Genomic DNA, 18,613 nt, shown 5'->3' with positions numbered 1-18,613 from the left:
CCATGTCGAAGGAAGATGTGATTGAAATGCAGGGCGAGGTGACCGAAAACCTCCCGAATGCGACATTCCGCGTCAGGCTCGAGAACGGACATTACGTCCTTGGCCACATTTCCGGGAAAATGCGGATGCACTACATCCGCATCCTGCCCGGCGACAAGGTGACCGTACAGCTCACCCCCTACGACCTGACCAAGGGCCGGATCGTTTTCCGGACCAAGTGAAGAACAGAGAAACAGGAGCAAGACCATGAGAGTCCAGGCATCGGTAAAGCGGCTCTGCCGCAATTGCAAGATCGTTCGCCGCAAGGGAGTGGTTCGCGTAATTTGCAGCGATCCGCGGCACAAGCAGCGCCAGGGTTGATCAAGTCAACGCCAGGCATTAGAATTTAATGTTTCGCATTTTGGGGTAGACGGATGGCCCGTATTGCTGGGGTAAACATTCCCAATCACAAGCATGCCGAGATCGCGCTGACCGCCATCTATGGGATCGGCCGTTCGCGTGCTCAAAAGATTTGCGACGCTGCCGGTATTCAGCGTTCGGTGAAGGTCAAGGATCTGACCGAGTCGGACATGGAGAAGCTGCGTGACGAAGTCGGTCGCTTCGTTGTCGAAGGCGACCTGCGTCGTGAAGTCACCATGAACATCAAGCGACTGATGGACTTGGGCTGCTATCGCGGCGTTCGTCATCGTCGTGGCCTGCCGATGCGTGGTCAGCGTACCCGCACCAACGCCCGCACCCGCAAGGGCCCGCGCAAGGCGATCGCCGGCAAGAAGTAATAGGAACCGATAATGGCTAAGACTGGAACGAAGGTTCGTAAGAAGGTCAAGAAGAACGTCGCGGAAGGCATCGCACACGTTCACGCGAGCTTCAACAATACGATCATCACCATCACCGACCGTCAGGGCAACGCGCTGTCGTGGGCGACTTCGGGTGGCGCGGGCTTCAAGGGTTCGCGCAAGAGCACGCCGTTTGCGGCCCAGGTGGCGGCCGAAGCGGCGGGCAAGGTCGCTCAGGAGTGCGGCATCAAGAACCTCGAAGTCCGTATCAAGGGCCCCGGCCCGGGGCGCGAGTCTTCGGTTCGCGCTCTCAATGCGCTGGGGATCAAGATTTCCAGCATCACGGACATCACCCCCATCCCGCATAACGGCTGCCGTCCGCCGAAAAAGCGTCGTATCTGACAAGGAGTTGATAAGTGGCTCGTAATCTCGATCCCAAGTGCCGTCAGTGCCGTCGCGAAGGCGAAAAGCTGTTTCTGAAGGGCGAAAAGTGTTTCACCGACAAGTGCGCCATCGAGCGTCGCGCCTATGCGCCGGGCCAGCATGGCCAGCGCTCCGGTCAGCGTTTGTCGGGGTATGGCGTCCAGCTGCGTGAAAAGCAGAAGATCCGCCGTCTCTACGGCGTGCTCGAGCGTCAGTTCCGCAAGGTCTATGCCGAAGCCGACCGTCGCCGCGGCCAGACTGGCGAGAACCTGCTCCAGCTGCTCGAAGGCCGCCTGGACTCCGTCGCCTACCGCATGGGCTTCGGCGCTTCGCGTGCCGAAGCGCGCCAGGTCGTGCGCCACAACGGCGTGCTGGTCAATGGCAAGCGTGTCAATATTCCGTCGTACGTGGTGCGCCCGGGTGACGTGCTCGAGCTGACCGAGCGTGCCCGCAACCACCTGCGGGTCAAGGCTGCGCTCGAAGCCGCCGGTTCGCGTGGCTTCCCGGAGTGGCTCGAAGTCGACACCAAGGCCGGCAAGGGCGTGTTCAAGGCCTATCCGGTACGCAGCGAACTGCCTGCTACGATCAATGAAGGCCTGGTCGTGGAACTGTACTCCCGCTGATCGGGAGACGGATCCTCTTCTAGTTCCGAGGGAATGCCGATGCAAAGCAATGCACTGCTGAAACCGCGCATCATCGACGTCCAGAGCACCTCGCCGGTCCAGGCGCGGGTGACGATGGAGCCGTTCGAGCGCGGCTTCGGCCATACGCTGGGGAATGCGCTGCGGCGCATCCTGCTGTCGTCCCTGCCCGGGCATGCGGCCACGGAAGTGACGATCGAAGGCGTGCTTCACGAGTATTCGACGCTCGACGGGGTGCGCGAGGACATCGTCGACCTGCTGCTCAACCTGAAGGGCGTGGTGTTCAAGCTGCACAACCGCAGCGAGACCACCCTGCGTCTGGCCAAGTCCGGCGAAGGGGTGGTGACGGCGGGGGATATCGAGATCGGTCACGATGTCGAGATCATCAATCCCGATCACGTCATCGCCCATCTGGCACCTGGCGGCAAGCTCGACATGCAGATCAAGGTCGAGGCCGGGCGCGGCTATGTTCCCGGCAACGCTCGCCCGACCAATGCCGAGAGCAAGTCGATCGGGCACATCGTGCTCGACGCCTCGTTCGGTCCGGTGCGACGCGTCAGCTACCTCGTCGAAAGCGCGCGCGTCGAGCAGCGCACCGACCTCGATCGTCTGATCATCGACATCGAGACCAACGGCGCGGTCGACCCGGAAGAAGCCATCCGCTTCGCCGCCCGTGTGCTGATGGATCAGTTGTCGGTGTTCGCCGACCTCGAAGGCACGCCGACCACGCCTCAGGCGGCGGTCGAGCCGAAGATCGATCCGGTGCTGCTGCGTCCGGTAGATGACTTGGAGCTGACGGTGCGTTCGGCGAACTGCTTGAAAGCCGAAAACATCTACTACATCGGTGATCTGATCCAGCGCACCGAGACCGAGCTGCTGAAGACCCCGAACCTGGGGCGCAAGTCGCTCAACGAGATCAAGGAAGTGTTGGCCTCCCGCGGGCTGACGCTTGGCATGAAACTGGAAAACTGGCCGCCGGCCGGGCTTGAGAAGCTCGGTTGAGTCGCCGGGCAAGTGAGGAATTGAAATGCGTCACCGTAACGGTCTTCGCAAGCTGAATCGTACCAGCAGCCACCGCCAGGCGATGTTCCGCAACATGGCCAACTCGCTGCTGCGCCACGAAGTCATCAAAACGACCCTGCCGAAGGCGAAGGAACTGCGCCGGGTGGTCGAACCGATGATCACCCTGGGCAAGAAGCCCAGCCTGTCCAATCGTCGCCTCGCGTTCAACCGCCTGCGCGATCGCGACATGGTGGTCAAACTGTTCGACGAGCTGGGGCCGCGCTACGCCACGCGCAATGGCGGCTACCTGCGCATCCTGAAGTGCGGTTTCCGCGATGGCGACAACGCGCCGATGGCCTACATCGAGTTGCTCGACCGTCCGGACGTCGAGGCGGTCGAAGTGGAAGAAGCGGAAGCGGCCTGATTTCGGGGCGCTCGCAAACGAAGAACCGGGCCCGGCCCGGTTTTTTTTCGCTTGCCTGTAAATCCGGCCCCCGCAGGGGGCGAGTCGGAGGAGGTCCGCCATGGGGGCGATCCTGGTTACGGGGGGAGCGGGCTACATCGGCTCCCATACCTGCGTCGAACTGCTCGAGGCAGGGCGTGAAGTCGTCGTCGTCGATGACCTCTCGAACGCCTCGCGGGAGGCGGTGCGCCGGGTCGAGGAGATCGGCGGCGCCCCGTTGGCGGGTTTCGTCCAGGCGGACGTGCGCGATCGGGCGGCCTTGACCGGAGTGTTTGCGGCCTTCGACATCGAGGCGGTGATCCATTTCGCCGCCAGGAAGGCGGTGGGCGAATCGGTCGCGCAGCCGTTGGCGTATTACGACAACAACCTCCAGGGCCTGCTCGGTGTCCTTCAGGCGATGGACGAAGCTGGTTGCCGGCGGATGGTGTTCAGTTCGTCGGCGACGGTGTATGGCGCTTCGGCGCCGATGCCCGTTACCGAGGATGCGCCCACTTCCGCGACCAACCCCTACGGCTGGACCAAGCTGATGGGCGAGCAGATCCTGCGCGATCTGGCCGCTTCGGACCCGCGCTGGAACATTGTCCTGCTGCGCTATTTCAATCCGGTCGGCGCCCATCCGAGCGGGCACATCGGCGAGGACCCCGAAGGGTTGCCGAACAACCTGATGCCCTTCGTCAGCCAGGTCGCGGTGGGCCGCCGTCCCCGCCTGCAGGTGTTCGGCGACGACTATCCCACTCCCGACGGTACCGGTGTGCGTGACTACATCCACGTGGTGGATCTGGCGCAGGGCCATCTGCGTGCGCTGGAGAAAATCGACCACCTACCCGGAGCCACAACGCTGAATCTGGGAACAGGGCGCGGCTACAGCGTGCTGGAAATGGTCCGTGCCTTCGAGCGGGCGTCGGGGCAGGCAGTGCCGTATGACGTCGTCGCCCGGCGTGCGGGCGACGTCGCCGCCTGCTGGGCCGATCCTGCACGTGCCGAGGCGGTGCTGGGCTGGCGCGCGGTACGCGACCTCGCGGCAATGTGCGAGGATGCCTGGCGCTGGCAGCGGCGGAACCCGCAGGGCTACCGGGGCGCCGCGCTTTCCCCGGAAGACGGAGTGTAGGCGGGATCGCCTGCGGCGCGCCCACGCGCCTCGAGCAGACGGCGCAGATAGCGCCCGGTGTGGCTGTCGTGAGCGGCGGCGACCTCGTCCGGAGTGCCCTGGCACACCACCCGCCCACCGCCGTCGCCGCCCTCCGGCCCCATGTCGATGATCCAGTCCGCGGTCTTGATGACGTCGAGGTTGTGCTCGATGACGACGATGGTGTTTCCATGGTCGCGCAGGCGGTGGAGCACCTTCAGCAGCAGTTCGATGTCCTGGAAGTGGAGGCCGGTGGTCGGTTCGTCCAGGATGTAGAGGGTGCGCCCGGTGTCGCGCTTGGAGAGTTCGAGCGCGAGCTTCACCCGCTGGGCCTCGCCTCCCGACAGCGTGGTCGCGCTCTGGCCGAGGCGGATGTAGCCCAGGCCCACGTCCACCAGGGTGTCGAGTTTACGCGCCACCGCCGGCACCGGGCGGAAGAAATCCTGCGCCTGCTCGACGGTCATTTCCAGCACGTCGTGGATGCTGCGGCCCTTGTAGCGGATTTCCAGGGTCTCGCGGTTGTAGCGCTTGCCGTGGCAGATGTCGCAGGGTACGTACATGTCGGGCAGGAAGTGCATCTCGACCTTGATCAGGCCGTCGCCCTGGCAGGCCTCGCAGCGTCCGCCGCGCACGTTGAAGGAAAAACGCCCCGGCCCGTAGCCGCGTGCGCGCGCTTCGGAAACGCCGGCGAACAGCTCGCGGATCGGCGTCAGCAGGCCGGTGTAGGTCGCCGGGTTGGAGCGCGGCGTGCGCCCGATCGGTGACTGATCGACGCTGATCACCTTGTCGAAGGCGTCGAGGCCGGCGATGTCGTCGTGCACTGCCGCCTCGACGGCGGAACCGTACAGGCGACGTGCTGCGGCCGCGGCGAGGGTGTCGTTGACGAGCGTCGATTTGCCCGAGCCGGACACCCCGGTGACGCAGGTGAACAGGCCGCCGGGAAGATCCACCGTGACGTCCTTCAAGTTGTTGCCGCGCGCGCCGACGATGCGCAGCCGACGTCCCGGATCGGGCGCCGTGCGCCGCGCCGGAAGGGCGATCGCGCGCCGCCCGGCAAGGTAGTCGCCGGTCACCGAGGCCGGGTTGGCGATCACTTCGGCGGGAGTGCCGTGGGCGACGATGTGACCCCCGTGGGCGCCCGCACCCGGCCCCATGTCGACGAGGTAGTCGGCGCTGCGGATCGCGTCCTCGTCATGCTCGACCACGATCACGGTGTTGCCGAGGTCGCGCAACTGCCCGAGGGTGGCCAGCAGGCGGTCGTTGTCGCGCTGATGCAGGCCGATCGACGGCTCGTCGAGGACGTACATGACGCCGGTGAGGCCGGAGCCGATCTGGCTCGCCAGGCGGATGCGCTGCGCCTCGCCGCCGGACAGGGTGTCGGCGGAGCGCTCGAGCGACAGGTAGTCGAGACCGACATTGATCAGGAAGCCGAGGCGGTCGGAGACTTCCTTGACGATCTTGTCCGCGACCCGGGCGCGCGCGCCGGCGAGCTGCAGCCCGGCGAAGAAGCGCTGGCACTGGCCCAACGGCAAACGGCCGATCTCATGCAGGGCGCGCCCGCCGATCTGCACGTGGCGGGCTTCGGCGCGCAGGCGGCTGCCGCTGCAGCCCGGGCAGGCGCGGGTCGCACGGTACTTGCCCAGTTCCTCGCGCACCGCCGTCGAGTCGGTTTCGCGCAGGCGGCGTTCGAGGTTGGGGATGATGCCCTCGAAAGCATGTTCCTTGAGCACCATGCGGCCATTGTCCGCCATGTAGCGGAACGCGATCTTGTCGCGCCCGGAGCCGAACAGCACCACTTCGCGGATCTTCTCCGGCAGCGCCTCGAATGCCGTCTCGATGTCGAAGCGGTAGTGCGCGGCGAGGCTCGCGAGCATCTGGAAGTAGAACTGGTTGCGCCGGTCCCAGCCGCGGATCGCGCCCGCGGCCAGCGACAGCTCGGGATGCGCCACCACGCGTATCGGGTCGAAGTATTCGACCTGGCCGAGGCCGTCGCACTGCGGGCAGGCGCCGGCCGGATTGTTGAACGAGAACAGGCGGGGTTCGAGCTCGGCCAACGCGAAGCCGCACACCGGGCAGGCGAAGCGGGCGGAAAACAGGTGTTCGCGGGCGCTGTCCATCTCGACCGCGAGCGCCCGGCCATCGGCATGAGTGAGCGCGGTCTCGAAGGATTCGGCGAGGCGGCTGCGCAGTTCGGGGCGCACTTTGAGGCGATCGATCACCACCTCGATAGTGTGGCGGCGGCTTTTCTCCAGCGCCGGCAGTGCATCGAGCTCGTGCACCTGGCCATCGACCCGCACGCGCACGAAGCCTTGCGCGCGCAGCTCGGCGAACAGTTCGTGCTGCTCGCCCTTGCGCTCGCTGACGACCGGGGCGAGGATCATCAGCCGGGTCTCCTCCGGCAGGGCCAGCACGTGGTCGACCATCTGCGCCACGCTCTGCGCCTCCAGCGCGTGCTCGGGGTGTTCGGGGCAGTGCGGGGTCCCGGTGCGGGCGTAGAGCAGGCGCAGGTAGTCGTGGATTTCGGTGACGGTGCCCACCGTCGAGCGTGGATTGTGGCTGGTCGCCTTCTGTTCGATCGAGATTGCCGGCGACAGCCCTTCGATCAGGTCCACGTCCGGTTTTTCCATCAGCTGCAGGAACTGGCGCGCGTAGGCCGACAGCGACTCGACGTAGCGGCGCTGGCCTTCGGCGTACAGGGTATCGAAGGCCAGCGAGGACTTGCCCGAACCCGACAGGCCGGTGATCACGGTCAGCCGGTTGCGCGGCAGATCGATGCTGATGTTCTTGAGATTGTGGGTGCGGGCACCGCGGATGCGGATTTCGTCCATGAAGGCGCCTGGCTGGAAGTGGACGCCCGACTATACGAGAGAAGGCAGCGTGCAGCCAACCGTGAGCGAATGCGGAGGAGGGCACGGCGAGGTGCGCCGGTTAATTCGGGTCAAGGACTCCAGCCAGGTCGGCGATGATAGAATCCGCGTTTTGACGAAGCCGTTTCCGATGCCCGTTTCCGCACGCGATCCGATGAGCCGCGAAGAGCGCCGCGCCGGCCTGGGCCTGGCCGCGATCTTCGCCCTGCGCATGCTTGGGCTGTTCCTGATCCTGCCGGTGTTCGCGGTGCACGCTGCGGGCATTCCGGGCGGTGACGACCTGACCCTGGTTGGGTTGGCGATCGGCGCCTACGGTCTGACCCAGGCCTGCCTGCAGATCGCTTACGGGGCGGCGTCGGACCGCTTTGGGCGCAAGCCGGTGATCGTCTTCGGCCTCGTGCTGTTCGTCCTCGGCAGCGTGATCGCGGCGCTCGCCGACGGCATCCACATGATCATCGTCGGCCGCGTGCTGCAGGGCGCGGGGGCGATCTCGGCGGCGGTCACCGCGCTCGCCGCCGATCTCACCCGTGACCAGCACCGCACCAAGGTCATGGCCATGATCGGCTCCTCGATTGGCCTGGTGTTCGCGCTGTCGATGGTGGCGGCGCCGCTGCTGTACGCCGCGATCGGCATGGACGGGATCTTCTGGCTGACCGCGGTGCTCGCGTTCGCCGCGATCGGCGTGCTGTTGTGGGCGGTGCCGGAAGCACCGCCGGTGCCGCGCGCCACCGGCCGTTTCATCGACGTGCTGCGCGACGGCCAGCTGATGCGGCTCAACTTCGGCGTGTTCGCGCTGCATCTGATCCAGACCACGATGTGGGTCATGGTGCCTTCGGCGCTGGTCACCGGCGGCGGCCTGCCGATGACCGAGCACTGGAAAGTCTATCTGCCGGCGGTGCTGCTGTCCTTCCTCGTCATGGTGCCGGCGGTGATCCTCGCCGAGCGCCACGACCGGATGAAGGCCGTGTTCAACGCCGCGATCGCGCTGCTCGTGCTGGTGCAGTTCGGGCTCTGGCTGGCGGGCGACGCTTTGATACCGCTGGCATTGATGCTGACGCTGTTCTTCGTCGCCTTCAACGTGCTTGAGGCCACCCAGCCGTCGTGGATTTCACGCATCGCGCCGCCTGGCTCGAAAGGAACCGCGCTCGGCGTCTATAACACCTTGCAGTCGGTCGGGCTGTTTCTCGGAGGGCTGCTCGGCGGCTGGCTGGGGCAGAGCTTCGGCTCCGCCGCGGTGAGCCTGTTCTGTGCCGCCCTGGCGCTGGTGTGGCTCGCGCTGGCGGCCTCGATGGCTCCGCCTCCGGTGCGTCCGGCGGCCCCGCTTCCGGCACATGGCTGAACCCTGTTACGGGCGGCCGCTGCCGTCCGTCCGCACACGCATTCAAAGGAGAACCGGATGGCATCCGTGAACAAAGTCATCCTGATCGGCAACCTCGGCGCCGATCCGGAAAACCGCTTCGCCCCCTCAGGCGACGCGATCTGCAACCTGCGCATCGCCACCACCGAAACCTGGCGCGACAAGAACACCGGCGAGCGCCGCGAGGCCACCGAGTGGCACCGCGTCGTCTTCTTCGGCAAGCTCGCCGAGATCGCCGGGCAATACTTGAAAAAGGGCAGCCAGGTCTATATCGAAGGCAGCCTGCGCACACGCAAGTGGCAGGATCAGAGCGGCCAGGAGCGCTACACGACCGAAATCCGCGGCGACGAGATGAAGATGCTCGGCCGCCGCGAAGGCGGCGATGCGCCGACGCGCGGCGGGGCGGGCGAGGGCGGCTGGGATGCGCCGCCTCCGCCTCCGTCGGCGGCGGCGCGCGCGCCCGCTTCGGCGCCGCAGCGCCCGGCGGCGCCCTCCGCGCCGCCGCCGGGCGGCTTCGGCGATTTCGACGACGATATTCCGTTCTGAGACGTTCTTCGACGCCTGCGCGGCGCCCGGCTCGGCAGCGCCGCGGGCGTCGGGCCATTGAACCTGGGCGAACGGCCCCAAGCTTGCAGGATGAGGAGGGACGTTCATGCAATATCTGATCAGCCATACCGATGGCGTGCACACGGTGGAGTCGGGCTATGGCCGGCCGCAGCTCGCCGCCGTCCACCTGGTCGTGCACGACGGTCGTGCCGCAGTGGTCGATACCGGCAGCAATGCCGCCGTTCCGCGCGTGCTCGGTGCGCTTGCGGCGCTCGGCGTGGCCCCCGAAGCGGTGGAGTGGGTCATGCTTACCCACATCCACCTCGATCATGCCGGCGGCGCCGGCAGCCTGATGTGTGCCCTGCCCGAGGCGAAGCTGCTGGTCCATCCGCGCGGCGTGCGCCACATGATCGACCCGGCCAGGCTGTGGGAAGGCACGGCCGCGGTGTATGGTGCCGAGCGCGCTTTCGAATTCTACGGTCATCTCGTTCCGGTGCCGGCGGAGCGCATCGTACCGGCCAGCGACGGGCTCGAGTTCGACCTCGGTGCGCGCCGTTTCCGGGTATTCGATACCCCGGGGCACGCGCTTCATCACATCTGCATCTGGGATGCCGGCGCGCAGGCGTTCTTCACCGGTGACGCCTTCGGCCTGTCCTACCGCGAACTCGACGTCGACGGCCGCGCTTTCGTGGTGCCGACGACGACCCCGACCCAGTTCGACCCCGAGGCGATGCACGCCTCGATCGATCGCCTGCTGTCGATGCGGCCGCAGGCGATGTACCTCACTCACTACGGCCGGGTCGTCGACGTCGAGCGCCTCGGCGCCGACCTGCACCGGCTGATCGACACCATGGTCGCGGTGGCACGGGCGGCGCGCGGCGAGGGCGTTGCCCGCCACGTCGAAATCCTTGCCGGTCTCGAGCAGGTGATGCGCGAAGAGACGGCACGGCAGAACTGGGCGCTCGACGAAGAGCAGGCGCTGGAGCTGCTGCGGATGGACCTCGAACTCAACGCCCAGGGGCTCGGGGTCTGGCTCGACCGCCCGGGTGCGGCGGCGGAACGCGCCTGAGCGGTCGATGGACGTCGAACTCGATCCCGCGCGCCGCTTCGGCGGTCTCGACCGCCTCTACGGCAGCGGCACCGTGGACCTGCTGCAGCGCCGCCATGCCTGCGTCGTCGGCATCGGCGGCGTCGGCTCGTGGGCGGCCGAAGCGCTCGCGCGCAGCGGTGTCGGCCGCCTGACCCTGATCGACCTCGACCACGTCGCCGAATCCAACATCAACCGTCAGGTCCATGCCCTCGACGCCACGCTCGGCCAGGCCAAGGTGGTGGCGATGGCCGAGCGCATCGCCGCCTTCAACCCCGCGTGCTCGGTGACCCGGATCGAGGATTTCCTCACCGCGGAAAATGCCGAGGCCCTGCTTCGGGGCTTCGATGTGGTGATCGATGCGATCGACAACGTCCGCGCCAAGGTCGCGATCGCCGCCGTCTGCCGACGCCGGCGCATCCCGCTGGTCATGGCCGGCGGGGCCGGCGGGAAGACCGACCCGGCGCGGGTCGGTATCGACGACCTGGCGCGCACCCTGCAAGACCCCTTGCTCTCCAAGGTACGGGCCCGGTTGCGCAAGGAGCACGGTTTTCCCCGCGACCCGAAAAAGAAGTTCGGCATCGCCGCGGCGTTTTCCACCGAGCCGCTGCGCTACCCCGAAGCGCGGGCCTGCGATGCCGACGCCGCCTCCGGTGCGCGCGCCGGCCTGCAGGGGCTGGCCTGTGCCGGCTATGGCTCGAGCATGGCAGTCACCGCCACCGTCGGCCTGCTATGCTCTGCCCGTGCGCTCGAGCTGTTGCTGCGGCCGCCAACGCACGCTGCCACCTAGTCGGGCGGCGCTGCGAAGCCGCCGCGCCGATGTCCGGCGAGACGACACCGATCCGAACCCTACCCGAGGAGGCCTCCCGATGAATGCAGTGCCGCCGCATGCGTCCGCTGTCGTGCTCTTCGGCCACGGCGCGCGCGATCCCGAATGGGCCGGGCCGATGCAGCGCATCCGGGCGCGGATGCTCGCCGCACCCGAAGCGCCGCGGGTCGAACTCGCCTTTCTCGAGTTCATCCGCCCGACCCTGCCCGAAGCGATCGCCGAGCTGGCGGCCGCAGGCGTGCGGCGGGTCGCGGTGGTGCCGGTCTTTCTCGCCCAGGGCGGCCACCTCAAGCGCGACCTGCCGGCCCTGATCGAATCGAGCCGGCGGGCCCATCCAGCGTGCCGGATCACGCTGTCGATGGCGGCCGGTGAAGCCGACGAGGTCGTCGACGCGATTGCCGGCTACGCCCGCAACTGCCTGGATTGAGCCGGCGCGGGGGCCTGCGCATGAGGCGCAGGGAATGGATCACACTTGCCCTTCGTGTATATAAGAATATACTTATAGATATGAAGATTCCTCGCTTCCTCGCCGCTGCGCGCGCGATCCCCGCCCTCGTCGCACTGCTGGCCCCGGCTGCCGGGCACGCCGAAGTGGCGACCGTGCGTGCCGAAGTGCGCGCCCTCGGTGCTGCGGTGCAGGCTGAAGCGACGGTCGAAGCGGTGCACCAATCCACCCTTGCCGCCCAGGTCCCGGGGCGAATCGTGGCGCTGGCGGTGGATGCCGGCGAGCGCGTGCGCAAGGGCCAGGTGCTGGTGCGGATTGATCCCGCCGAAGCCGCTGCCGCGCTCGCCGCGGCCGAGGCCGGCGTGGTGCAGGCCGAAACCGCGCGGATCAATGCCAAGGCCGACTATGAGCGCGCCCGCAGCTTGCTCGCGCGTCGTTTCCTCAGCGAGTCCGCGCTCGACAGCGCCCGCGCCCGCCACGAGGCCGCCGAAGCGCAGCTCGATGCAGCGCGGGCGGCGCGGGCGCAGGCGCAGGCGGCGAGCGCGCACACCACCGTCACGTCGCCACTCGACGGCGTGGTGGCCGAGCGCCACATCGAGCACGGCGAGATGGCCCAACCCGGGCGCGCGCTGCTCACCCTCTATGATCCAGCGCGGATGCGCGCGGTCGCCGACCTGGCGCCGGAGCGCCTGTCGCTGCTCGGTGCGCCCCCCCTGGAGGCGCGCGTCGAACTCGGCGGTGGCGGGCGGATCGTCGATGCCGCGGCCGTCACCGTGCTGCCCGCCGCCGATGCGCGTACCCACACCGTGCGTGTGCGCATCGATCTGCCTGCCGGCACCGAAGGCGTGCTCCCCGGCAGCTTCGCACGCGTCCATTTCCGTACGGCGGGAGCCCCCGCCACGGTGCTCATTCCCGCCGCCGCGGTGCTGCGCCGGGGCGAGCTGAGCGCGGTGTATGTCGCCGATGGGGAGGGCCGCTTCAGCCTGCGCCAGGTCCGCCTGGGGCGGCTCGAGGAGGATGGCAGGGCAGTCGAAGTGCTCTCCGGGCTGAGGGGCGATGAAACCCTCGCCCTCGACCCGGTGCAGGCCGGCATCGAGACCCGCGGCGCGGCCGCCACACGCTGAGCCGGGAGGCGACGATGGCATCCGATCTCGGCATCTCCGGCCGTATCGCCGCCGGTTTCCAGCGCAACGCGATCACGCCGCTGCTGGCGCTGGTGCTGCTGCTCGCCGGCATTTTCGCCACCCTGGTCACGCCGAAGGAAGAAGAGCCGCAGATCGACGTCACCATGGCTAACGCGCTGGTGCCTTTCCCGGGGGCCTCGGCGCACGACGTCGAGGCCCTGGTGGCGCGCCCGGCCGAGCAGGTGCTGTCGCGCATCGCCGGCGTCGAGCACGTCTATACCGTGTCGCGCCCGGGGATGGCGGTGATCACCGTCCAGTTCGAGGTCGGCGTGCCCAACCAGACCGCGCTGGTGCGCCTGTACGACACGGTGCAGTCGCACGCCGACTGGCTGTCGCCGCAGCTCGGCGTGGGAACGCCGCTGATCAAGCCCAAGGGCATCGACGACGTGCCGATCGCCAGCTTCACATTCTGGACTGCCGACTCCGAACGGGCCGCGTTCTCGTTGCAGCAGATCGCGCGCGCGACCGAGACCGAGTTGAAGCGCATCCCCGGCACGCGCGATGTCGTCACCGTCGGCGGCCCCGGCCACGTGATCCGGGTGAACATGGACATCGAGCGCATGAACGCGCACGGCGTCACCGCGCAGGAGCTGCGCGGCGCGCTGCAGCTCGCCAACGCTTCGCAGCCGGCGGGCAGCCTGGTCGCGGGCAACCGCGAGGTGCTGGTGCAGACCGGCACCTATCTCGAATCCGCCGAAGACGTCCGCAGCCTGGTGGTGGGCGTGTCCGAGCGCCGGCCGGTGTTCCTGCGTGACGTCGCCGAGGTCGTCGACGGCCCCGACCAGCCTTCGCAATACGTCTGGTTCGGTACCGGCGCCGCCGCCCAACAGCGCGGTATCGGCCAGCAGGGCCTCTTCCCCGCGGTCACCCTGGCGCTGTCGAAGAAGCCCGGCGCCAACGCCGCCGACGTCACCCGGGCGGCGATGCAGCGCCTGGAGAACCTGCGCGGCAGCCTCATTCCGGAAGGCGTGGAGCTCACCGTGACCCGCGACTACGGCAAGACCGCCAACGACAAGGCCAGCCAGCTCATCGGCAAGCTCGCCTTCGCCACCGCCGCGGTGGTGGCGCTGGTGTTCTTCGCCCTCGGCCGGCGCGAGGCGATCATCGTCGGCATCGCGGTGTCGCTGACGCTCGCGGCGACGCTGTTCGCCTCCTGGGCCTGGGGTTTCACCCTCAACCGGGTGTCGCTGTTCGCGCTGATCTTCTCGATCGGCATCCTGGTCGACGATGCCATCGTGGTCGTCGAGAACATCCACCGCTGGCATACACTCGAGCCCGACACGCTGCTGTGGAAGCGGATCCCGAAGGCGGTCGACGAGGTTGGCGGCCCCACCATCCTCGCCACCTTCACGGTGATCGCGGCGCTCCTGCCGATGGCCTTCGTCACCGGGCTGATGGGGCCCTACATGAGCCCGATCCCGATCAACGCCTCGATGGGCATGTTCATCTCGCTGGTGGTGGCTTTTGTGGTCACGCCCTGGTTGGCGCAGAAGATGCTGAAGAACGTCGATGCCCACCCGCACGGCGGCGAGGACAGGATGACGAAGCGGCTCGACGGCCTCTTCCGCCGCGTGATGACGCCGATGTTCGATGCCCGCCGCGGCGCGCGCAACCGGCGGATGCTGTGGCTGGCCGTGTTCGCCCTCATCGGCGTCTCGGTGGCGCTGCCGGTGGTGCAGCTCGTGGTCATGAAGATGCTGCCCTTCGACAACAAGAGCGAGTTCCAGGTCGTGCTCGACATGCCGGTCGGCACCCCGGTCGAGGACACCGCACGCGTGCTCAACGAGATCGGCGCCCATCTGGCGACCGTGCCCGAGGTCACCGACTGGCAGTCCTACGCCGGCACCGCGGCGCCGATCAACTTCAACGGCCTGGTGCGCCAGTACTACCTGAGGAGCGCGCCCGAGCAGGGCGACATCCAGGTCAACCTGGTCGACAAGACTGCACGCGCGCGCCAGAGCCACGAGATCGCGGTGTCGGTGCGCGACGCGGTCACCGCGATCGCACGCCGTAGCGGCGGCAACGCCAAGGTGGTGGAAGTGCCGCCCGGCCCGCCGGTGCTGTCGCCGATTGTCGCCGAACTCTACGGCCCGGACTACGACGGCCAGCTCGAAGTGGCGAAGCGCGTGCGGGCCGCCTTCGAGGACACCCCCGACATCGTCGGCGTCGACGACACGGTGGACGAGGATGCGCCCAAGCTGGTGCTGCGCGTCGACCAGGCCAAGGCCGCGCGCATGGGCGTGGCCCAGGCCGACATCGTCGAGGTTGTGCGCTTGGGCCTCTCGGGCGAGAACGTTACTCCGGTGCATGGTGGCGACAACAAGTACGAGATTCCGGTGCGCATCCAGCTGCCGGCGGCGCGCCAGTCCGACCTTGCCGACCTGCTGGCGATGCAGGTGCGCGCACGCATCGGCGACAACGCCGGCCAGCGGGTGACGATCTCCGAGCTGGTGCAGGTCGCCGAGACGCGGCGCGAGCAGATCCTCTATCGCAAGGACCTGCTGCCGGTGGTGTACGTGACCGGCGACATGGGTGGCAAGCTGGACTCGCCCTTGTACGGCATGTTCGATATCCGCTCGCGGGTGAATGGCATGGCGCTCGAGGGCGCGCCGGGGCTCGCCGGCACGCTCGGCGAATGGTTCATCCGCCAGCCCGACGACCCCTATGCCGGCTACCAGCTCAAGTGGGACGGCGAGTGGCAGATCACCTACGAGACCTTCCGCGACATGGGCGCGGCCTACGCGGTGGGCCTGGTGCTGATCTACCTGCTGGTGGTGGCGCAGTTCAGGAGCTACCTTGTGCCGCTGATCATCATGGCGCCGATCCCGCTCACCCTTGTCGGCGTGATGCCGGGCCACGCCCTGCTCGGCGCGCAATTCACCGCCACCTCGATGATCGGCATGATCGCGCTCGCCGGCATCATCGTGCGCAACTCCATCCTGCTGGTGGATTTCGTCAATCAGCAGGTCGGGGAAGGCATGGAGTTCGGCGAGGCCTTGATCCGCGCCGCCGCGGTGCGCGCCAAGCCGATCGGGCTCACCGCGCTGGCGGCGATGATCGGCGCGGTGTTCATCCTCGACGACCCGATCTTCAACGGCCTCGCCATCAGCCTGATCTTCGGCATCTTCGTGTCCACCGTGCTCACCCTGGTGGTGATCCCGGTGCTCTACTACGCCGCCATGCGCGGCCGCATCGCAAGCCTCAAAAACCCCGAGGAGAATCCCGCATGACCACCAACGACTACGTGCGCGCCTTCGCCGGCGCCTTCGTCCTGATCTCGCTCGCGCTCGGTGTCGAGGCTTCGCCGCTCTTCGTCAGCAAGCACTTCCTGTGGGTGACCGCCTTCGTCGGCGCGAACCTGTTCCAGAGCGCGTTCACCGGCGTGTGTCCGCTGGTGAACATCCTGCACAAGCTCGGCGTCAAGGACGGCCCGGCGCGCTGCAGCTGAAGCCGGCCCGCCGCTCCGGGCACGGCGGGAAGCATCCCGCCGGCATTCCGGGGGGCGCCGGCCGGGTGGCCTGCCTAGCCGCGGCGCAGCATCCACACGGCGAACGCCAGCGTCGCGCCGAAGCTCAGCAGCGACCAGTTGGCGATCGACAGCCCGAGGAAGGTCCAGTCGATCACCGCGCAGTCGCCCGCACCGCGGAAGATCATCGGCAGGGCTTCGGCGAGCGGGAAGCTTTCGAGCATGAATTCCAGCCCGGGGCCGCATTCTGGAATCGCCGGCGGGTCGATCTGCAGCCAACTCTGCCAGGCGGCGATGGCGCCGCCGCCGAGGGCGGCGAGGCCGATCAGGGCGGCGTAGGCCCGTACGCCGCTGCGGCCGGGACCATGCGCGGCGGCGAGCAGGGCGAGCACGGCGGCGAGGGCGAAGGCGTAGCGCTGCATGATGCACATCGGGCAGGGCTCGAGGCCGACGACGTGCTGAAGGTAGAGGCCGAAACCGAGCAGGCCGGCGGCGATCAGGAATAGCGCGAGATAGAGCACGCGCGCGGGCAGGGACTGGATTCGTTGCAGCAGGGCCATGGGCACTCGTCTTCGCTCGGGAGAGCGACATTGTAGGCGTTCGCTCCGGTTCCCGGTGCGCCGCGCGAGGTGCGGCGACCCTTGCGATGCTCGCCGGCGGCGCCGTGGCCGGGGCCGCTTCCGCAGCGCGCGCCCCGGCCGGAGCGCGGTTCAGCGCGCCAATGCGGCCAGCAGCATGTCGAGGAAGGCGCGCGTCTTGGTCGGCATCAGCTTGCGCCCGGGAAAGACCGCCCAGGCGGTGATCGACGGCAGGCACCACGCCGGCATCACCCGCTGCAGTTCGCCCCGCCGCACGTAAGGCTCGGCGAAGTAATCGGGCACGGCGGCGATCCCCGCGCCGGCGCGGGCGAAGCGGATCAGCAGCTCGGGCGAGTTGGCTGTGATCGAGCCCGGCGGCACGCCCTCCCAGCGTTCGTCGGCATGCAGCAGGGTCCACCCGGCGGGTTCGCCGGTGCGTGCCTGGAGGTGTAACGCACGGTGCCGGTGGAGGTCTTCCGGGCGTTCGGGGGTGCCGTTTTCGGCCAGATAGCTCCGCGCCGCATACAGTCCCCAGGAGAATTCCGCCAGCCGCCGTGCGGCGAGCAGGGTGTCGTCGGGCAAGTCGCCGAGGCGGATGGCGATGTCGAAATTCTCCCCGAGCAGATCGACCCGTCGCGGCGACAGATCCAGCTCCAGCGTCACTGCCGGGTGCAGCGCGGAGAAGGCGGCCAGCATGTCGGTCAGGAGCAGGTTGGCGAAGTCGCTCGGCATCGATACCCGCAGCCGCCCGCTCGGCTGCACCTGGCGGCTTTCGGCCAATGCGGCCACCGCCTCCACCTCGGCCCCGACCTGGCGTGCGTGCTCGAGCAGCGCGCGGCCGAATTCGGTGAGGTTGAGCCGGCGCGTGGTGCGCAGCAGCAGGCGTTCTCCCAGACGTTCCTCGAACTGGGAGAGCCGGCGTGAAACGGTCGATTTGGGCAGGCCGAGGCGCTCGGCGGCGGCAGTGAAGCTGCCGTCGTCGACGACGCGGGCAAAGATCAGCAGATCGTTGGGGTCTATCTGTTCCATGGAAGGAACAATGATGTTCGTTCGACGCGCTTAATGCAATCAGCTTCCGCTAATAGACTGAGCCTCACCTGATCCCAACCCTTGTGAGGACTTGACATGAAGATTCTGCAGATCAACGGCAGCGCCCGTTCCGAAGCCGGCAACTCCACCCGTATCGCCCGTGACATCGTTGCCCGCCTGCAGGCGGAGAACCCGCAGGCCGACGTCGTCGAGCGCGACCTCGCCCGCGCCCCGGCGCCGGTGATCGACGAGACGGCGCTCGGGGCGCTGTTTACGCCCGCCGAACAGCGTACCCCCGAGCAGGCTGCCCGCGTGGCTGCGAGCGACGCGCTGATCGCCGAAGTCCAGGCCGCCGATGTGATCGTGCTCGGCGTGCCGATGTACAACTTCGGCATCTCGACCCAGCTCAAGAACTGGATCGACGCCATCGCCCGCGTCGGCGTCACTTTCCGCTATACCGAGAACGGCCCGGAAGGTCTGCTCGGGGGCAAGAAAGTGTTCGTCGCTTTCGCCCGCGGCGGCCGTTACCGCGGCACCCCGGCCGATACCCAGACGCCCTACCTGCAGACCCTGTTCGGTTTCCTCGGCATCACCGACGTGCGCTTCATCTACGCCGAAGGCCTGAACATGGGCGAAGAGGCGGTGAAGCAGGGCTTCGCCGAAGCCGAGGCCGATATCGTCGCCGCGCTGAGCTGAGTGAGGCGCCCGGCGGCTTGTGCGGCCGGGTGCGGGGAGCGGCTGGATGCCGCCCCCGTCCCGGTCGATGAAGGATGGGGCGGGATCGCCCGCCTCCA

At 67.9% G+C, this 18,613-nt stretch carries 20 protein-coding genes; 17 read left to right on the top strand and 3 right to left on the bottom strand.

Translation table 11 applies throughout. The features are described from left to right. Positions 1–2: 2 nt before the first annotated feature. The 8 genes from infA to galE all read left to right on the top strand — a co-directional run bounded on the left by infA (position 3) and on the right by galE (position 4,413). Positions 3–221 carry a translation initiation factor IF-1 gene (infA, locus tag MXC99_RS05015; RefSeq protein ID WP_075148082.1) on the top strand — a complete coding sequence of 73 codons (219 nt, stop codon included), beginning with the start codon at positions 3–5 and terminating at the stop codon, positions 219–221. A gap of 25 nt (positions 222–246) precedes the next feature. Further along, a complete protein-coding gene (rpmJ, locus tag MXC99_RS05010; protein WP_075148083.1) occupies positions 247–360 on the top strand; it encodes a 50S ribosomal protein L36 in 114 nt (37 codons plus the stop codon). A gap of 53 nt (positions 361–413) precedes the next feature. Continuing rightward, the gene (rpsM, locus tag MXC99_RS05005) at positions 414–776 is read left to right on the top strand and encodes a 30S ribosomal protein S13 (protein WP_075148084.1); all 363 of its coding nucleotides are present in this window, start codon (positions 414–416) and stop codon (positions 774–776) included. A 12-nt stretch (positions 777–788) separates the two neighbouring features. Beyond that, positions 789–1,178, top strand: coding sequence for a 30S ribosomal protein S11 (gene rpsK / locus MXC99_RS05000; protein ID WP_002931621.1), 390 nt, complete (start codon positions 789–791; stop codon positions 1,176–1,178). Positions 1,179–1,192: 14 nt separating this feature from the next. Continuing rightward, entirely contained in the window at positions 1,193–1,822 is a 630-nt protein-coding gene (rpsD, locus tag MXC99_RS04995) for a 30S ribosomal protein S4 (protein ID WP_107221680.1), read from the top strand. Positions 1,823–1,861: 39 nt separating this feature from the next. Further along, positions 1,862–2,842 carry a DNA-directed RNA polymerase subunit alpha gene (locus MXC99_RS04990; protein WP_432654233.1) on the top strand — a complete coding sequence of 327 codons (981 nt, stop codon included), beginning with the start codon at positions 1,862–1,864 and terminating at the stop codon, positions 2,840–2,842. Positions 2,843–2,867: 25 nt separating this feature from the next. Further along, positions 2,868–3,266, top strand: coding sequence for a 50S ribosomal protein L17 (gene rplQ / locus MXC99_RS04985; protein ID WP_247724439.1), 399 nt, complete (start codon positions 2,868–2,870; stop codon positions 3,264–3,266). Positions 3,267–3,366: 100 nt separating this feature from the next. Further along, complete coding sequence (gene galE / locus MXC99_RS04980; RefSeq protein ID WP_247724438.1) at positions 3,367–4,413, top strand: UDP-glucose 4-epimerase GalE; 1,047 nt, start codon at positions 3,367–3,369, stop codon at positions 4,411–4,413. Here galE and uvrA read toward each other — a convergent pair. After that, positions 4,374–7,259 carry an excinuclease ABC subunit UvrA gene (gene uvrA / locus MXC99_RS04975; RefSeq protein ID WP_247724437.1) on the bottom strand — a complete coding sequence of 962 codons (2,886 nt, stop codon included), beginning with the start codon at positions 7,257–7,259 and terminating at the stop codon, positions 4,374–4,376. The two genes, galE and uvrA, sit on opposite strands and share 40 nt — an antisense overlap. A 169-nt stretch (positions 7,260–7,428) precedes the next feature. Here uvrA and MXC99_RS04970 point away from each other — a divergent pair, with 169 nt between their 5' ends. The 8 genes from MXC99_RS04970 to MXC99_RS04935 all read left to right on the top strand — a co-directional run bounded on the left by MXC99_RS04970 (position 7,429) and on the right by MXC99_RS04935 (position 16,194). Further along, the gene (locus MXC99_RS04970; protein WP_247724436.1) at positions 7,429–8,637 is read left to right on the top strand and encodes an MFS transporter; all 1,209 of its coding nucleotides are present in this window, start codon (positions 7,429–7,431) and stop codon (positions 8,635–8,637) included. A gap of 57 nt (positions 8,638–8,694) precedes the next feature. Next, on the top strand, positions 8,695–9,201 hold the full coding sequence (gene ssb, locus MXC99_RS04965; RefSeq protein WP_247724435.1) for a single-stranded DNA-binding protein: 507 nt from the start codon (positions 8,695–8,697) through the stop codon (positions 9,199–9,201). 106 nt (positions 9,202–9,307) lie between these two features. Then, complete coding sequence (locus MXC99_RS04960; protein WP_247724434.1) at positions 9,308–10,270, top strand: MBL fold metallo-hydrolase; 963 nt, start codon at positions 9,308–9,310, stop codon at positions 10,268–10,270. A gap of 7 nt (positions 10,271–10,277) precedes the next feature. Further along, complete coding sequence (locus MXC99_RS04955) at positions 10,278–11,078, top strand: tRNA threonylcarbamoyladenosine dehydratase (RefSeq protein WP_247724433.1); 801 nt, start codon at positions 10,278–10,280, stop codon at positions 11,076–11,078. A gap of 79 nt (positions 11,079–11,157) precedes the next feature. Next, positions 11,158–11,544 (top strand): sirohydrochlorin chelatase, encoded by a 387-nt coding sequence (locus MXC99_RS04950; RefSeq protein ID WP_247724432.1) that lies wholly within the window; start codon positions 11,158–11,160, stop codon positions 11,542–11,544. 80 nt (positions 11,545–11,624) lie between these two features. After that, entirely contained in the window at positions 11,625–12,686 is a 1,062-nt protein-coding gene (locus tag MXC99_RS04945) for an efflux RND transporter periplasmic adaptor subunit (protein ID WP_247724431.1), read from the top strand. A gap of 14 nt (positions 12,687–12,700) precedes the next feature. Continuing rightward, positions 12,701–15,976, top strand: a complete 3,276-nt coding sequence (locus tag MXC99_RS04940; protein WP_247724430.1) for an efflux RND transporter permease subunit — start codon at positions 12,701–12,703, stop codon at positions 15,974–15,976. After that, complete coding sequence (locus tag MXC99_RS04935; RefSeq protein ID WP_107221670.1) at positions 15,973–16,194, top strand: YgaP family membrane protein; 222 nt, start codon at positions 15,973–15,975, stop codon at positions 16,192–16,194. The genes MXC99_RS04940 and MXC99_RS04935 overlap by 4 nt, the downstream gene beginning before the upstream one ends. 74 nt (positions 16,195–16,268) lie before the next feature. Here the strand turns inward: MXC99_RS04935 and MXC99_RS04930 are convergent, their stop codons facing one another. Together MXC99_RS04930 and MXC99_RS04925 are read right to left on the bottom strand one after the other, a co-directional pair. Next, positions 16,269–16,772: a disulfide bond formation protein B gene (locus MXC99_RS04930; RefSeq protein ID WP_247724429.1), complete on the bottom strand. Its 504-nt coding sequence runs from the start codon at positions 16,770–16,772 to the stop codon at positions 16,269–16,271. 150 nt (positions 16,773–16,922) lie between these two features. Further along, the gene (locus MXC99_RS04925) at positions 16,923–17,819 is read right to left on the bottom strand and encodes a LysR family transcriptional regulator (protein WP_247724428.1); all 897 of its coding nucleotides are present in this window, start codon (positions 17,817–17,819) and stop codon (positions 16,923–16,925) included. Positions 17,820–17,915: 96 nt separating this feature from the next. On the opposite strand from MXC99_RS04925, the gene MXC99_RS04920 reads away from it, so the two are divergent. Beyond that, positions 17,916–18,515, top strand: coding sequence for an FMN-dependent NADH-azoreductase (locus MXC99_RS04920; protein ID WP_247724427.1), 600 nt, complete (start codon positions 17,916–17,918; stop codon positions 18,513–18,515). The last annotated feature ends 98 nt before the right edge of the window (positions 18,516–18,613 follow it).

The sequence above is a fragment of the Thauera aromatica genome, from assembly GCF_023093595.1.
Taxonomy (GTDB): Bacteria; Pseudomonadota; Gammaproteobacteria; order Burkholderiales; family Rhodocyclaceae; genus Thauera; species Thauera aromatica_A.
The sequence above is the reverse complement of the archived record's forward strand: the minus strand, read 5'-3'. Positions and strand labels throughout refer to the sequence as shown.

Bases quoted from the DNA above. Each gene is read 5' to 3' on its own strand.
- MXC99_RS04920 (WP_247724427.1), top strand. From the start codon at position 17,916: ATGAAGATTCTGCAGATCAACGGCAGCGCCCGTTCCGAAGCCGGCAAC.
- MXC99_RS04945 (WP_247724431.1), top strand. From the start codon at position 11,625: ATGAAGATTCCTCGCTTCCTCGCCGCTGCGCGCGCGATCCCCGCCCTC.
- uvrA (WP_247724437.1), bottom strand. From the start codon at position 7,259: ATGGACGAAATCCGCATCCGCGGTGCCCGCACCCACAATCTCAAGAAC.
- MXC99_RS04990 (WP_432654233.1), top strand. From the start codon at position 1,862: ATGCAAAGCAATGCACTGCTGAAACCGCGCATCATCGACGTCCAGAGC.
- MXC99_RS04970 (WP_247724436.1), top strand. From the start codon at position 7,429: ATGCCCGTTTCCGCACGCGATCCGATGAGCCGCGAAGAGCGCCGCGCC.
- rplQ (WP_247724439.1), top strand. From the start codon at position 2,868: ATGCGTCACCGTAACGGTCTTCGCAAGCTGAATCGTACCAGCAGCCAC.
- MXC99_RS04925 (WP_247724428.1), bottom strand. From the start codon at position 17,819: ATGGAACAGATAGACCCCAACGATCTGCTGATCTTTGCCCGCGTCGTC.
- ssb (WP_247724435.1), top strand. From the start codon at position 8,695: ATGGCATCCGTGAACAAAGTCATCCTGATCGGCAACCTCGGCGCCGAT.
- rpsM (WP_075148084.1), top strand. From the start codon at position 414: ATGGCCCGTATTGCTGGGGTAAACATTCCCAATCACAAGCATGCCGAG.
- MXC99_RS04935 (WP_107221670.1), top strand. From the start codon at position 15,973: ATGACCACCAACGACTACGTGCGCGCCTTCGCCGGCGCCTTCGTCCTG.
- MXC99_RS04955 (WP_247724433.1), top strand. From the start codon at position 10,278: ATGGACGTCGAACTCGATCCCGCGCGCCGCTTCGGCGGTCTCGACCGC.
- MXC99_RS04960 (WP_247724434.1), top strand. From the start codon at position 9,308: ATGCAATATCTGATCAGCCATACCGATGGCGTGCACACGGTGGAGTCG.
- rpsK (WP_002931621.1), top strand. From the start codon at position 789: ATGGCTAAGACTGGAACGAAGGTTCGTAAGAAGGTCAAGAAGAACGTC.
- MXC99_RS04930 (WP_247724429.1), bottom strand. From the start codon at position 16,772: ATGGCCCTGCTGCAACGAATCCAGTCCCTGCCCGCGCGCGTGCTCTAT.
- MXC99_RS04940 (WP_247724430.1), top strand. From the start codon at position 12,701: ATGGCATCCGATCTCGGCATCTCCGGCCGTATCGCCGCCGGTTTCCAG.
- MXC99_RS04950 (WP_247724432.1), top strand. From the start codon at position 11,158: ATGAATGCAGTGCCGCCGCATGCGTCCGCTGTCGTGCTCTTCGGCCAC.
- rpmJ (WP_075148083.1), top strand. From the start codon at position 247: ATGAGAGTCCAGGCATCGGTAAAGCGGCTCTGCCGCAATTGCAAGATC.
- galE (WP_247724438.1), top strand. From the start codon at position 3,367: ATGGGGGCGATCCTGGTTACGGGGGGAGCGGGCTACATCGGCTCCCAT.
- infA (WP_075148082.1), top strand. From the start codon at position 3: ATGTCGAAGGAAGATGTGATTGAAATGCAGGGCGAGGTGACCGAAAAC.